Genomic DNA, 12,987 nt, shown 5'->3' with positions numbered 1-12,987 from the left:
CGCGGCGTCGATTTCGCGGCACAGCGGCGCCATGCAGGACCTGCCTGACATCATCGAAGCGCCGTCGCCCAATTTCGACGAGCGGCAACTGCCGGTCAGCATCATCGTGCTGCACTACACCGGCATGCAGGATGCTGAATCGGCGATCGCCCGGCTGCGCGACCCCGAAGCCAAGGTGTCGTCACACTATGTGGTCGCGGAGGACGGCACGATCCTGCGCCTGGTCGACGAGGAGAAGCGCGCGTGGCACGCCGGCCGCTCCTACTGGCGCGGCACGACCGACATCAACAGCGCGTCGGTGGGGATCGAGATCGTCAATCCCGGACACGAATTCGGTTACTCCCCGTTCCCCGACGAGCAGATCGCCTCGGTGATCCAGCTGGTGCACGCGATCAAGCAACGCCACGCGGTGACGCGCGGCAACATCGTCGGCCATTCGGACATCGCGCCCGCGCGCAAGCAGGATCCGGGCGAACTGTTTCCCTGGGGTAAGCTCGCGCGGCTCCGGCTGGCGCTCCCGCGGCCCACGCGCGGACTGATCGATCCGGGCTGGACCGATGGCGGCTTCCTGATGGCGCTCAACCGGTTCGGCTATGACGTCGGCGATCAGCAGGCGGCAGTGGTCGCATTCCAGCGCCGGTTTCGTCCCGAGCTGGTCGACGGGATGATCGATGCCGAGAGCAGGATGATTCTACTCGCCCTGCTTCTGCCGCGACCACAGGGAGACGACTAGATGGTTGGCGCGTCGTAAGCCTGGTTTCGCAATCGTCCCGCAACGCCTTTCGCGCGATCCTGGCGAGCGGAGGACTGGCTATGGAAATCGACTTGCGACTCTATGGCGATGCCGTTGTGATGAATCCCGTACGGGTGCGACTGGCGGGGATCGAGCGACGCGACGCGAAAGGCAACGCGGTCGCATCGGTCACGCTGCCAACCGAGCAGGAGGCGACCGCCGCGTTGCAGCGCGCTGCGCGCGTTCAGGGTGCGGACGAGGTGCTGCGCGTCGCCAGCGATTATCGCCGGCTGGCGCTTGCGGCCGGCCCCGGCGGCAATTCGGCTGCTGTCGAAGTGAACGCCTGGGGCACCGCAGTGCGGCGGAAGGGCTGAACCGCAGGAAGGCGCTTGCGGCATGCTGCGAAGGCGCTACATCGGCGCTCGGCCAGAGGGTCGGGCGGCCGCGTGTGCCTTAGGGCACCCGAGGAAAGTCCGGGCTCCACGGAACAACGGTGGCGGGTAACGCCCGCCGGGGGCAACCCCAGGGAAAGTGCCACAGAGAGCAGACGGCGCGGGCTTCGGCCTCGCCATGGTGAAAGGGTGCGGTAAGAGCGCACCGCGCGACCGGTAACGGGAGCGGCACGGCAAACCCCACCGGGAGCAAGACCGAATAGGGGCCGCGCATGAGGTGTTCCGCCTCGCGGCCCGGGTTGGTTGCTGGACTCCGCAGGCGACTGCGGGGCTAGAGGAATGGTCGCCCATCCGCAGCGATGCGGTGGACAGAACCCGGCTTACAGACCCTCTGGCCGTTTCTTCCGATCAGGCGTGGCGGTCGACAATCCACCTGCGTTTTGCCAGCCGCCGCATCGGCACTCCGCAATAGGCGCATTTGCTGGTATATTGTTCGTCACCATCCAGCCGCACCGCATGTTTCTGCGACCGTTCGTGTTTGCCGGAAAAGCAACGCATACGCCCGAGTAACCAGCTGAGCACCTTCGAGGATCTCCTTGGAGGGATTCCGTGCGCGTCTTGCCCAAGCGACGGGGGATTGTCGACCCTCGCCACGCCCGAAATTCGCTAGCGCTGGTCAAGCTGCGCGGGGCTCCTTATCTAGCCGGCGTGGTACGTTCTTCCCGATCCTACGACTGGGGTTTTCCCCGCTGGCGCAGCTATGGCGGCAGTCGCGAGGCGCAGCAGGTCAAGGTGTGCGATCGCGAAGGCTGTGACGAACCTGGCGATCGCCCCGCGCCCAAGGCGCCGAACAGCCGCGAACGCTGGTATTTCTGCGAGCGCCACGCCGCTGAATACAACCGCAACTGGGACTATTTTCAGGGGCTTTCCGCGGAGGAGGCTGCGCAGCGCGAAGCGGACGAGAAACGGACCAACAAGGGCTATGCCGAGGCGAATCACTATGGCTGGGCGGGGCCAGGCGACGGCAGCCGCTCGGGCGACGAGATGCGCGCGCTCGAAGTGCTCGAGCTCGAAGCTGACGCCGATTTCGAGGCTGTGCGTGCCGCGTGGCGCCGTATGGCCAAGGCCAACCACCCCGATGTGAAGCCGAACGATCCGGAGGCCGCCAAGCGCTTTCAGGCGGTGCAGACTGCCTATGACGTGCTGAAGGCGGCCGAGGAACGGCGGCAGTGGCGCCCGGATTGAAGACGCAGGTTCGTTCGAACTGGTCGGGTGCCGTACTCGTCTGCGCCAAATGCTCGAAGAAGCTCGGCGGCGGCTTCGGGCCCAAGGGCAAGACTCCGCTCACCAAGGCGCTTCGCAAGCATCTGGGGCTCAATAAGGGCCGAAAGAGCGCTGTCGGGATACTCGATGTGAAGTGCCTCGGCGTCTGTCCGAAGAACGCCGTAACCGTGGTGAATGGCGCTACGGCGAGTGTATGGAACCTCGTCCCCGCCGGCGCCGATCTCGACGAAGTGGCCGAAGCGCTGGGGCTGACCGGTGAGAGGCAGGAAATCCGAGGGGCGAGCGGCCGGGCGCTGGATCAGTCGCCGGAATAGCGCTCGGCAGTGCTGCGGATCAGTGCGATCATGTTGGGGATGCCCTGGGTCCGGTTCGAGCTGAGCTGATTGCGAAGGTCGAACGGCTCCAGTTCGCGCTCGATGTCGGTGGCGATGATTTCCGCCGCCGTGCGGTCCTGCACGGTCAGCAGCACCAGAGCGATGATCCCCTTGGTGATCGCCGCATTCGAATCGGCGAGGAAATGGAGCCTGCCGTCGTCGTGGACCGTCGGATAGACCCAAACCGCCGCGGAGCAGCCGCGAACCAGTGTCGCGTCGGTCTTGAGCGCTTCGGGCATCGGTTCGAGATCGCGTCCAAGGTCGATCAACAGCCGGTAGCGGTCGTCGGCTTCGAGGAAGCTATATTCGTCGCGGATGTCGGCTAGACTGGCCATCGGGGCGCTATAGCGCCGGCGCGCGCGATGTGAACCGTCCAAGCCGCCCGGCAGCCCTCCCCGTGAGGGGGAGGGCACGTGTTTCAGAGATCGACTCCGGCGGCGATCGCCTCGAGTTTGCGGATACGCTCCTTCAGGTCGGCGATTTCGATCCGCGATGCGGCGGACGGGGCCGGGGCGGGGCTGTCGTCGCGATCCCCACCGAAGCGCGCGCCGAGTTCCTGCCGCTTCAGCGCCAGCCAGCCGCGCCAGCCGGCCAGTCCCGCGGCCGTGACCATCGCGACGGCAACCAGACCGGCCAGCGACAGGGTGATGTAGAGATTGGGATCCTGAGTCACGTCGTCTCCTCCCGTCAGACGCGGTTGTTGTCGCGCAGCCGCTCGATTTCGCGATCGAGTTCGATGCTGCGATTATTGTCGGTGATCACGCGTTCCAGAACGGCGATCCGCTCCTTCAGCGTCCGGATCTCGTCGCGCATGCGGAGCGCGTCGATATTCTCCGTCGGATCTTCCGAGCGCCGCTCCGAGGCCCGAAAGCGGGCCTGGAGCACCTTGCCGATCGTCACGACGATGATGATCGCGACCACCATTTCGAACGGGTCCATTGGTCGTCTCCCGGTGTTGAGTTCAGGCGGCTTCGGTTTCGCGCTTCGCCTGTGCGGCGAGGCGTTCGGCGCGGCGGATCGGGCGGTCCACCCGTTCGGTGAAGTAGCATGCCACCGCGGTGATGAGCGCGAGGATGGCGACGAAGATGATCAGTGCGGACATTGCGATTCTTCCCTTTGATCTGCGGTCGCGCTCAGTTGAGCGGCTGATCGCGCAGGCGTTCGATTTCGGCGGCGACATCGGCGCCGCGGTCGGTGGCGATGCGCTCGAGCACGCGGACCCGCTGCTCCAGCCGCTCGACGTGGGCGGCATATTGCGCGGCTTTCTCGGCGGTCTCGGCGGCGAGCCGCTCGCCCATCTTTTCCTTGTGGTCGAGCCACTTCTCGAAGGTCGCGTAGCCGATCCCGAAGATCACGGGGATGCCGACGACGATCATGAAGAAGCCAAGCGTGTACAGGCCGTCCATTGAAGCTCTCCCGTCAGTCGTTGGTGTCGCGCAGCCGTTCGATCTCGCGAGCGGTGCGTTCTGCCGGATCGGTGGCGATCCGCTCGAGCACGGCGATCCGTTCCTCCAGCCGGCTCACCTGGCCGGTGAGGCGCTCGTTCTCCTGGGCGAGCAGCGCCACCTTGCGTTCGGCTTCCGGATCGGTGCGATGGCTGCTGCCGCCCCACTCGTTTTCCACCGGATAGCCGTGGCGGGCGCGGATCCAGCTCGTCGCGACCCAGCCGATGGTCGAAACCAGGACCAGTGCGAGGATGAAGGCGGGGCCACCCCAGCTCATGTTTCTTCTCCCTTTGGCTTCGTCCGCCGATCAGCGCAGGCTGTCGATCTCGTCCGAAAGGCGCGTGTTGCGGCTCGTGTAATACATCTCGATGTCGGCGAGCCGGCGGTCGATGTCCCGGAACTTGGAGCGGACCTCGTGGGTCGATCGGCGCGGATTGCTCCGCACGCCCTGCCAGAATTTCGCGTCCTCCGGATTCTCGTAGAGGCCTTTTGGCCGCGCCGGAGCGAACCATGCGATCAGCAGATAGGCGATCAGCCCGACCGGGAAGGTCATGAAGGTGAAGAGCGCGAAGCCCACCCGCAGCCAGACCGGATCGATGCCGGTATAGTCCGCGAGGCCCGAACAGACGCCCAGCCATTTGGCATTCTGCTTGTCGAGATAGAAGCGGGTACGGCTGACGGACATCTCAGTTCCTCCTGGTGTAGTCATAGGGCCCCGGTTCGGACGGGCCCGCGGCGGGCGGTGCCGGGCGGAAGTCGGGGTTGTCGGCGGCGACGATGCGTTCGATCGTCTGGAGCCGGTCCTCGAGGCGCCGGGCGGTGTAGTGGAGATCGTCGAGCAGCTTCTCGTCTTCGCCGGTGATGCTCGCCGACTGCTTCCACTTGGTGACATAGTGCATGATTACCCAGGGCAGCCCGATGAAGAGCATGCCCACGACCATGAGTGGGACGATAACTTCATCCATCGGATCAGCTTCCCTTGTTCATCCGCGCCTTGAGCGCTTCCAGCTCCGCATCGACCTTCTCGGAAGAGCGCAACTCGGCGATCTCTTCCTCCAGGCTCTTGGGCTCGCCACCCATGCCCGCCGCATCGGCGCGGCCTTCGGCAAGGTCGACCCGACGCTCGAGCATGTCGAAACGCGAGAAGGCGTCGTGCACTTTGGCGCCATTGGTCATCTCGCGCAGGCGATAGCGATTGTTGGCGCTCTCCAGCCGCGTCATGATCGTGTTCTGGCGGGCACGCGCCTCGCGCAGCTTGTTCTGCAGCTTCTGGATGTCCGCCTCGGACGCCTTGAGCGATTCGTCGAGAACGGCGATTTCGCCGGTCAGCTGATCGCACATGTCGGCAGCCTTCTGCTTCTCGACCAGCGCCGCCTTGGCGAGGTCCTCGCGACCCTTGCTCAGTGCCAGCTCGGCCTTCTCGGTCCAGCTCTCCTGGAGCTTGTCGAGCTTCGCGATGTGGCGCCGCATTTCCTTCTGATCGGCGATGGTGCGCGCGGCGGAGGCGCGGACCTCGACCAGCGTCTCTTCCATCTCGAGGATGATCATGCGGATCATCTTCGCCGGGTCTTCGGCCTTGTCGAGAAGGTCGGTGACGTTGGCGGCGATGATGTCGCGGGTTCGCGAAAAAATGCCCATTGAGTTGAACTCCTTCGAATTGTGAGACCGCCGGGACGGGCTAGGGGGCCCCGTCCCGGCGGAACCGCTCACCGGGGCAAGTGAGCGGGAATGCGTTCCGCTTCCCGTCAGGCGATCGCCGGACCGACCGAACCCAGCATGAAGATCGCGCTGAGTGCGATGGTGCAGAAGACCGCTGCGGCGGTGGTGCGGATGTCGGTGCCCTGAGTGGTCATGTCTCGTTCCCTGAAGCTTGGTTTGTCGTTGCGCCCGTTGCTCCGGGCTTGCCTCATGCTTCGCAGGAAGCGTGCCAATTTTTAAAATGGCGGATTTTCAAGCTTTCAGCCCGATGAATGGACCGAGCGACAATTTTTCTGTTGCCAACTTTTGGCAAGATGCGCCAACAGGTGGGCATGGAGCGCGCCGCACAGGTCATTGGCCAGTCATCGGCCTTCCTCGACGCGCTCGAACGCGCCAGCCGCGCGGCCGCGCTCGACCGGCCGGTGCTCGTGATCGGCGAACGCGGCACCGGCAAGGAACTGGTTGCCGAGCGACTCCACCGCCTCAGCCCCCGCTGGGATCAGCCGCTGGTGGTGATGAACTGCGCCGCGCTTCCCGAAACGCTGATCGAGGCCGAGCTGTTCGGCCATGAAGCGGGCGCGTTCACTGGCGCCACCAAGGCCCGCGCTGGTCGGTTCGAGGAAGCCGACGGCGGCACGCTGTTCCTCGACGAGCTCGGGACACTGTCGATGGCGGCGCAGGATCGGCTGCTGCGCGCGGTCGAATATGGCGAGATCACGCGGATCGGTTCGTCGCGCCCGCTGCGTGTCGATGTCCGCATCGTGGCGGCGACGAACGAGCATCTGCCCGATCGAGTCCAGCAGGGCACCTTCCGCGCCGATCTGCTCGACCGGCTTTCCTTCGAAGTCGTCACGCTCCCGCCGCTGCGCGCGCGCGCCGGCGATATCGTAGTGCTCGCGGATTTCTTCGGGCGCCGGATGGCCGCGGAGATCGGATGGGAGGATTGGCCCGGGTTCGGGCCGCATGCGCTCGACGCGCTCGCCAGCCACAGCTGGCCGGGCAATGTGCGCGAGCTGCGCAACGCAGTCGAGCGCGCGGTCTATCGCTGGGAGCGCGAGGGCCCGGTCGATGCGATCGAGATCGATCCTTTCGCCTCTCCCTATCGGCCGCGCACCGTGGCTCGGGCAGATTCCGAGGCATCCCCGAAGGAAGCGCCCGAGGCTGCACCGGCCGGATCGGCGCCCGATCCCGCCGAGCCGCTGGATTTCAAGGAGCGCGTCGCCCGGTTCGAGCGCGAACTGCTCGCGCGCGCGCTGGTCGAGCATCGGCACAACCAGCGGGCGACCGCCGATGCGCTGGGTCTTACCTATGATCAGCTGCGCCACGCACTGCGTCGCCACGATCTGTTGAAGACCGGCGGCTAATACGCTGGCGAAACGAGTTTTACGGACCCATATGCCGCCCACTGCGTTCGCGCGGTGAACCCGAGAAAAGGAGATCCCCCATGGCTTTCGAACTGCCGCCGCTTCCCTATGGCTATGACGCGCTGGAGCCGACGATCGACAAGGAGACGATGACGCTCCACCACGACAAGCATCACGCGGCCTACACCGCCAAGCTGAACGAAGCGGTGCAGGAGGATTCGTCGCTGCAGGGCAAGTCGATCGAGGACATCCTGGCGAGCATGTCGGGCAAGCCGTCCAAGCTGCGCAACAATGGCGGCGGCTATTGGAACCACGACTTCTTCTGGAAGACGATGGGCCCGAACGGCGGCGGTGCGCCCAGCGGCGAGCTGGCGCAGGCGATCGACGCCAAGTTCGGCTCGTTCGACAAGATGAAGGAGGAATTCAACACCGCTGGCGCGGGTCAGTTCGGTTCGGGCTGGGCATGGCTGATCGTGAACCAGCAGGGCGAGCTGCAGATCTGCTCGACGCCGAACCAGGACAATCCGCTGATGGACGTTGCCGAGGTGAAGGGCACGCCGATCCTGGGCAACGACGTGTGGGAGCACGCCTATTACATCACCTATCGCAATGATCGCGGCGCCTATTTGAAGGCGTGGTGGGACGTGGTGAATTGGGACGTGGTGGCGAAGCGCTACGCCGACGCGAAGAAGTAAGCGCGCGCACCCGACGCGAAGAGGGCGCCGGACCATCGGTTCGGCGCCCTTTTTCGTGCACGCGGTGTGGCGGCGCGCGGCTTAGAGCGCGCCGGCGGTGGCGATTACCATGGTGGCCGCCAGGCTGCCCCAGAAGCCTCGCGCCAGGTCGCGGCCGGCCGTGCTCCAGCGGGCGCCGAAGACGATGCCCGCGAACACCAGCGCGACCGACAGGCCCCAGAAGATCGCAGCCATCGGCGCAGCGTTGCCGATCAGCAGCCGCGCGAGCAGTGCGAGCGTCAACGCCAGCGGCACGCCCCAGACGACTGCGTCCCACGCCGCACGCAGGCGCGGCTCGCGATGCCCGCGCCGCGCGCGCTTGCCCAGCCAGATCGACACGCCGGTCGCGCAGACGACGCACAGCGCGATGCCGAAGACCGCATAGGCGATCTTCACCGGCAGCCCGCCGAAATTGCCGAAATGCAGCCGATAATTGGACGCGGCGATCTGCTGCCCCACGGTGCCGTCGGCGAGGCCGGCTGTCCCGTGCAGCCGGCCCGCGGCGTCGAACGTGAAATACTCGCCGAAGATCAGCCGCTTCGGGTACTCGGCGATGATCTGGACCGCTTGGCCGGCGGTGCCGGGATCGTGGAGCACGACGTAATAGGGATGCGCCTCGGGATGGTCGGTGGCCATGGCGCGCAGCGCCGCGGCGGCATCGGGCAAGGCGGCAGGGGTGGCATCCGCGGGATGCTCCTCGCCGAACACCGGGCCATAGACCTTCTCGATGTCGCCGCCGTAGAAGGCGCTCGCCAGGCCATAGCCCGACACGACCGAAAGGCCTAGGACCGCGCCGGTCAGCGCGATGGCGACAGCGAAGGGCAACGTCCACACGCCGAGCCGATTGTGCCAGTCCGAAAGGCCCACGCCGGTCCGATTGCGCGCGCGCAGATAAAACGCGTCGCGGAAGATCCGCGGATGCGCCGCGACACCCGAGAAGATCAGCGCCAGCATCATCGTGCCAAATGCGCCGACCACGGCATAGCCGGTCAGCCCCGGCATGGTGAGCCGATAGTGGATGTCCTCGAGGAAAGTCGCCCAGCCGTTCTCCTCCGGCCCGACGATGCTGCCGTCGGCCGCCAGATGAACCGCCTGAGTGTCGGTCGTCACGGTCGTGCGGGGGAGCGCAGGCACCGGAAGGTGGACGTAGAGATGGGTGGTCGTCGGCTTGCCGGCCTCGGTCGCCAGTACGTTGCGGATGCCGGCCTGCACCGCTTCGGGGGAGATCGACGCCATTTCCGGAGCGCCGGGCTGCTCGACTCGCTGCCACTCCTCCTTGAAGACGATCACCGTGCCGGTGACGCAGAGGAGATACAGGAGCGCGCTGACGATCAATCCGATCGTCGCATGCGCGGAAAGCGCGCGCTGCGCGACGCCGGGGTCGGCTTTCACGGCGGTCGGTGCGTTCACATGCCTGCTCCCGTCCAGAGTAACAGCCCGCCGGCCAGTCCCGGCACCGCCAGCATTGCGGTGCGCCGCCCCTGGTGGGTTTCCATCAGCATCAGCCAGGCCAGCAAGGCCCAGTAGAGCGGAAACACCAGCAGCGACAGTACGATGCCGTCCGCCTCCTGCCAGCCGGCCCAGTGCGCCAGCACCCGCGAGGCGAGCGCAAGCACCAGCGACACCGCGAACGCCAATGGCCCGACGAGCAGGAAGACGATCAGGCGCCGTCCGATCCGCGCCGGCGCATCGGTCGGCGGCAGGATATTCGCGCGCCGGTCGGGCGGAGGCGCCTTGCCCGCCGGAGCGGTGAGCGCCGCATGCGCCAGCAGCGCCGCAGCCCCCGCCATCGCCGCCAGAGCGACCAGGCACAGCCCCCATTCGCCGTCGGCGACGGTCCCCAGCACGCAGCTCGCCAGCAGCAGCAGCCATCCGGCGACCGAGAGCGGGCGGCCGCGGCTGCGGCGCTGCCACGCCAGCCGCAGCAGGGCGACCGCCGCCAGCGCCGCCGCCATCGCCAGCCAGGTGAGGGCCATGGGCGGCGCCATCAGAACCGGTAGCCCAGCGTGGCGAACACGTTGCGCTCGGCGCCGATGAAGCAGTCGCCGCGCGCGAGGCACGAGGCGTAGTATTGCTCGTCAAACAGGTTTGTCGCGTTAACCGAGAGGCGCCAGTTGCGCCAGTCGATCTCGGCCAGCGCGTCGACCAGCGTGTAGGACGGCGTTACCAGCCCGTCGGGGAAGGCGGGGCCGTAGGAGCGGTGCTCGCCGACATGGCGTACGCCCGCGCCCAGCCGCAGCGACGCTTCGCTGCCGAGCGGAAGCGTCTTGGTGCCCCACAGCGAGGCGATCTGCTCGGGAACGTCGTTGAGCTGCTGGCCCGTGCCTTCGATCTCCGCCTCGTTGTAGCTGTAGGCGGCGATGAGCGTGTAATCGCCGGGCAGGGTGCGGCTCGCCTCGATCTCGAAGCCGCGCGAAAAGGCTTCGCCCGCCTGGATCTGGTCGCGCGGATCGGGCGTGCTGTCATCGCTGACCGGGCGATTGCTCTCGAGGATGTCGAACGCCGTCACGGTGACGAGCGTCGCGGCATCGGGGTGGAACTTCACGCCCAGCTCGTACTGGCGCCCGCGCTTGGGAACGAAGGGGCTGCCGTCGCTGGTGGTGCCCGAAACCGGCTCGAAGCTTTCGGTATAGCTGAAGAAGGGCGAGACGCCGCGCACCAGCTCGCCGATGATGCCGGCGCGGAACGACCAGGCATCGTCGCTTTCGGTCGCGCCGCCCACCGCGCGGGTGCGCACATCGTCATGGCGCGCGCCGAGCACGACCGAGACGCGATCCCACAGCCGCACCTGATCCTGCAGATAGAAGCCGAGCTGTTCGCCGCGTGTGTCCGTGGTCGAGGCGAAGGCGGCATTGGGAAGGCCGCCGTCCCAGTCGGACAGAAGATCGTAGTTCGGATCATAGATGTCGATCGCCTCGACCGCGAAGCCGCTGGTCTTGCGCACGCGGTTCCAGCTGTAGTCGACACCCGCCAGCAGCGTGTGCGCGACCGCCGATCCGGTAGTGAAGTCGAACTGGACGTTGTTGTCGGTCGAGAACACATCCATCGTGGCATAGCTGCCGTCGGCATAGAGGCCGATCGTGCGCTGCTCGGGGTCCGGCAGCGGCTGTCCGGTGACCGGATCGAGGACCGGAGCACCGGTCGGGTCGAGCTGGATATAGGGGTTGCGCGGGTGCGAATAGCTGTTCGGATAGTGGGTGAAATAGGTGACGTCGCTGTCGATGATGCGCGCCTTCAGATTCAGCCGCGCCGCTTCGCTGAAGCGGTGGTCGAGGATCGCGGTACCTTCGAGCAGCCGTCCGTCATAGCGGTCCCAGCCGGGCTTGCCGATGAAACGGTCGTTGGGCAGCTGGCCGTTCGGATTGGGCAGGATCGTGCCCACGGCGGGCAGGAACTGCGACGTCGAACCCGAATCGTCCTCCTGATAGAGGCCCAGCACCGTCAGCTCGGTCGCAGGGCCGAACTCCATCCGCAGCGACGGGGCGAGCATCACCCGGTCGTCCTCGACATAATCGACCTGGGTGCCCGCATCGCGCACGCGCGCCACCATCCGCGCCGACAGTCCGGGCGCCAACGCGCCGGTGACGTCGCCCAGCACCTCGAACCGGTCGAAGCTGCCATAGCGCACCGCGACTTCGCCGGCAGGAGTCTCCTGCGGCGCCTTGGAAACCAGATTGACCAGTCCGCCGATCGATCCGGCGCCGAACAGCACCGAGGCCGGACCGCGGACCACTTCGACGCGCGAGAAGTTGTACGGATCCGAGCGGATGCTGGCGTAATAGCTGTACAGGTCGCGCATCCCGTCGCGGAACTGCAGCGGGGCGATGCCGCGGATGAAGCCGCCGTCGACGCGGCTGTCGGGGCCATAGGGGCTCGCCGTAACGCCGGCGACATAGTTGAGCGTGTCGGAAACCGATAGCGCGCCCTGCGCCAGATACACCTCGTCGGGAACGATGCTGATCGGCTGCGGGGTTTCGACGAGGGGTGTGTCGGTCTTCGTCCCCGCGCTCGCCTCGGCGGCGCCGATTACGACGATCTCGCTCCGCGTGCCCGGGCTGCTCTCGCGCGCTTCCTGCGCCGCGGCGGGCACCGTGGTCAGCGCGGTGCAGGCGAGTGCGGCAAAGACGATGCGATTCATGTGGTGACCCTTTTCCCCGTGAATTTCTTGATTGCGGCGCCAGTAATGAGAGTTAGTCGCATTAGCAAGGTTCGTTCGGCATCGCCGAGCGGGCGGTCGTTCCGATTCTATGTGCTCAGCGCTGGCTAGAGGCGGGTAGTTGCGAAGCCACAATGAACGTACCAGAGTACGGCATCTTTAAATAACGGCCGTGAAATCAAGAACCTGAAAGAGAAAAATGGAACATATGATCTCGCCGTCGAGTTGGATTTTCAGCAACCGACAACGGAGACCAATATGAAACGCCTTGCTCTTCTGGCCGCGGCGGCGGCGATGCCGCTCGCCGCATGTACTTCGAACGGAATGATGGGAATGAATGACGGGCAGATGCCCGCCGGCACTCCCATGTCCGATATGACTCCCACCGAGGCGATGCCCTATGTCACGATGGCGGGCGCGAGTGATCTCTATGAGATCGAATCGTCGCGCCTCGCGCTGCAGAAGTCGCAGAATCCGCAGATTCGCGAGTTCGCGCAGATGATGATCGACCATCACACGCTGACGACGAATACGGTGATGGCCGCGGCGCGGCAGGCCGGCATGAACCCGCCCGCTCCCACGCTGATGCCGATGCAGCGGCAGATGCTGGACGAGCTTCGCGGCATGACCGGTGCCGCGTTCGAGCGCACCTATCTGATGCAGCAGCGGCGAGCGCACGACATGGCGCTGACGCTCCACCGCACCTATTCGGAACGCGGCGATTCGATGGAGCTGCGCCAGGCGGCGAACAGCGCCGTACCGCTTATCGAGCGGCACATCGCGGCGCTGCGCACCATGAACATGTAA

The 12,987-nt window shown here is 66.1% G+C and carries 19 protein-coding genes and 1 other RNA gene; 8 read left to right on the top strand and 12 right to left on the bottom strand.

The annotated features are described in order from the left end of the window. Nucleotides 1-31 precede the first annotated feature (31 nt). From H7V21_RS04145 to H7V21_RS04125, 5 genes are all read left to right on the top strand, one after another. Complete coding sequence (locus H7V21_RS04145; RefSeq protein ID WP_188055552.1) at nucleotides 32-733, top strand: N-acetylmuramoyl-L-alanine amidase; 702 nt, start codon at nucleotides 32-34, stop codon at nucleotides 731-733. A gap of 80 nt (nucleotides 734-813) precedes the next feature. After that, nucleotides 814-1,107, top strand: coding sequence for a hypothetical protein (locus tag H7V21_RS04140; protein WP_188055550.1), 294 nt, complete (start codon nucleotides 814-816; stop codon nucleotides 1,105-1,107). A gap of 52 nt (nucleotides 1,108-1,159) precedes the next feature. Continuing rightward, an RNA gene (gene rnpB / locus H7V21_RS04135) (RNase P RNA component class A) lies at nucleotides 1,160-1,524 on the top strand. Nucleotides 1,525-1,833: 309 nt separating this feature from the next. Beyond that, entirely contained in the window at nucleotides 1,834-2,370 is a 537-nt protein-coding gene (locus tag H7V21_RS04130; protein WP_188055548.1) for a J domain-containing protein, read from the top strand. Then, entirely contained in the window at nucleotides 2,355-2,723 is a 369-nt protein-coding gene (locus H7V21_RS04125) for a (2Fe-2S) ferredoxin domain-containing protein (protein WP_316715494.1), read from the top strand. The genes H7V21_RS04130 and H7V21_RS04125 overlap by 16 nt, the downstream gene beginning before the upstream one ends. Here H7V21_RS04125 and H7V21_RS04120 read toward each other — a convergent pair. The 9 genes from H7V21_RS04120 to pspA all read right to left on the bottom strand — a co-directional run bounded on the left by H7V21_RS04120 (nucleotide 2,708) and on the right by pspA (nucleotide 5,866). After that, nucleotides 2,708-3,118: a SufE family protein gene (locus tag H7V21_RS04120; RefSeq protein WP_188055546.1), complete on the bottom strand. Its 411-nt coding sequence runs from the start codon at nucleotides 3,116-3,118 to the stop codon at nucleotides 2,708-2,710. The two genes, H7V21_RS04125 and H7V21_RS04120, sit on opposite strands and share 16 nt — an antisense overlap. Before the next feature lie 83 nt (nucleotides 3,119-3,201). Beyond that, the gene (locus tag H7V21_RS04115) at nucleotides 3,202-3,396 is read right to left on the bottom strand and encodes a hypothetical protein (RefSeq protein WP_188056345.1); all 195 of its coding nucleotides are present in this window, start codon (nucleotides 3,394-3,396) and stop codon (nucleotides 3,202-3,204) included. A 74-nt stretch (nucleotides 3,397-3,470) separates the two neighbouring features. Next, complete coding sequence (locus H7V21_RS04110; RefSeq protein WP_188055544.1) at nucleotides 3,471-3,722, bottom strand: hypothetical protein; 252 nt, start codon at nucleotides 3,720-3,722, stop codon at nucleotides 3,471-3,473. A gap of 22 nt (nucleotides 3,723-3,744) precedes the next feature. Then, nucleotides 3,745-3,885 (bottom strand): hypothetical protein, encoded by a 141-nt coding sequence (locus H7V21_RS04105; RefSeq protein ID WP_188055542.1) that lies wholly within the window; start codon nucleotides 3,883-3,885, stop codon nucleotides 3,745-3,747. A gap of 31 nt (nucleotides 3,886-3,916) precedes the next feature. Further along, on the bottom strand, nucleotides 3,917-4,189 hold the full coding sequence (locus tag H7V21_RS04100; RefSeq protein ID WP_188055540.1) for a hypothetical protein: 273 nt from the start codon (nucleotides 4,187-4,189) through the stop codon (nucleotides 3,917-3,919). A 13-nt stretch (nucleotides 4,190-4,202) separates the two neighbouring features. Continuing rightward, on the bottom strand, nucleotides 4,203-4,505 hold the full coding sequence (locus H7V21_RS04095) for a hypothetical protein (protein WP_188055538.1): 303 nt from the start codon (nucleotides 4,503-4,505) through the stop codon (nucleotides 4,203-4,205). A 30-nt stretch (nucleotides 4,506-4,535) separates the two neighbouring features. Further along, the gene (pspC, locus tag H7V21_RS04090; protein ID WP_188055536.1) at nucleotides 4,536-4,913 is read right to left on the bottom strand and encodes an envelope stress response membrane protein PspC; all 378 of its coding nucleotides are present in this window, start codon (nucleotides 4,911-4,913) and stop codon (nucleotides 4,536-4,538) included. Between the two features lies 1 nt (nucleotide 4,914). Beyond that, the gene (gene pspB, locus H7V21_RS04085) at nucleotides 4,915-5,193 is read right to left on the bottom strand and encodes an envelope stress response membrane protein PspB (protein ID WP_188055535.1); all 279 of its coding nucleotides are present in this window, start codon (nucleotides 5,191-5,193) and stop codon (nucleotides 4,915-4,917) included. 4 nt (nucleotides 5,194-5,197) lie between these two features. Next, complete coding sequence (gene pspA, locus H7V21_RS04080; protein WP_188055533.1) at nucleotides 5,198-5,866, bottom strand: phage shock protein PspA; 669 nt, start codon at nucleotides 5,864-5,866, stop codon at nucleotides 5,198-5,200. 392 nt (nucleotides 5,867-6,258) lie between these two features. On the opposite strand from pspA, the gene pspF reads away from it, so the two are divergent. Beyond that, on the top strand, nucleotides 6,259-7,290 hold the full coding sequence (gene pspF, locus H7V21_RS04075; RefSeq protein ID WP_188056344.1) for a phage shock protein operon transcriptional activator: 1,032 nt from the start codon (nucleotides 6,259-6,261) through the stop codon (nucleotides 7,288-7,290). Nucleotides 7,291-7,370: 80 nt separating this feature from the next. Further along, on the top strand, nucleotides 7,371-7,985 hold the full coding sequence (locus tag H7V21_RS04070; protein ID WP_188055531.1) for a superoxide dismutase: 615 nt from the start codon (nucleotides 7,371-7,373) through the stop codon (nucleotides 7,983-7,985). Between the two features lie 81 nt (nucleotides 7,986-8,066). Here the strand turns inward: H7V21_RS04070 and H7V21_RS04065 are convergent, their stop codons facing one another. The 3 genes from H7V21_RS04065 to H7V21_RS04060 are packed head-to-tail and all read right to left on the bottom strand — an operon-like array spanning nucleotide 8,067 to nucleotide 12,162. Next, a complete protein-coding gene (locus tag H7V21_RS04065) occupies nucleotides 8,067-9,434 on the bottom strand; it encodes a PepSY-associated TM helix domain-containing protein (protein WP_262504001.1) in 1,368 nt (455 codons plus the stop codon). Beyond that, nucleotides 9,431-10,012 (bottom strand): hypothetical protein, encoded by a 582-nt coding sequence (locus H7V21_RS15815; protein ID WP_262504000.1) that lies wholly within the window; start codon nucleotides 10,010-10,012, stop codon nucleotides 9,431-9,433. Before H7V21_RS15815 ends, H7V21_RS04065 begins: the two co-directional genes overlap by 4 nt. Continuing rightward, a complete protein-coding gene (locus H7V21_RS04060; RefSeq protein ID WP_188055527.1) occupies nucleotides 10,012-12,162 on the bottom strand; it encodes a TonB-dependent siderophore receptor in 2,151 nt (716 codons plus the stop codon). The genes H7V21_RS15815 and H7V21_RS04060 overlap by 1 nt, the downstream gene beginning before the upstream one ends. Before the next feature lie 276 nt (nucleotides 12,163-12,438). Here H7V21_RS04060 and H7V21_RS04055 point away from each other — a divergent pair, with 276 nt between their 5' ends. Next, complete coding sequence (locus H7V21_RS04055; RefSeq protein ID WP_262503999.1) at nucleotides 12,439-12,987, top strand: DUF4142 domain-containing protein; 549 nt, start codon at nucleotides 12,439-12,441, stop codon at nucleotides 12,985-12,987.

The organism is Sphingosinithalassobacter sp. CS137, assembly GCF_014334115.1.
In the GTDB taxonomy this organism is placed as follows: domain Bacteria; phylum Pseudomonadota; class Alphaproteobacteria; order Sphingomonadales; family Sphingomonadaceae; genus Sphingomonas.
Note: the sequence above shows the minus strand (reverse complement) of the source record. Positions and strands in the feature narration are given on the sequence as shown.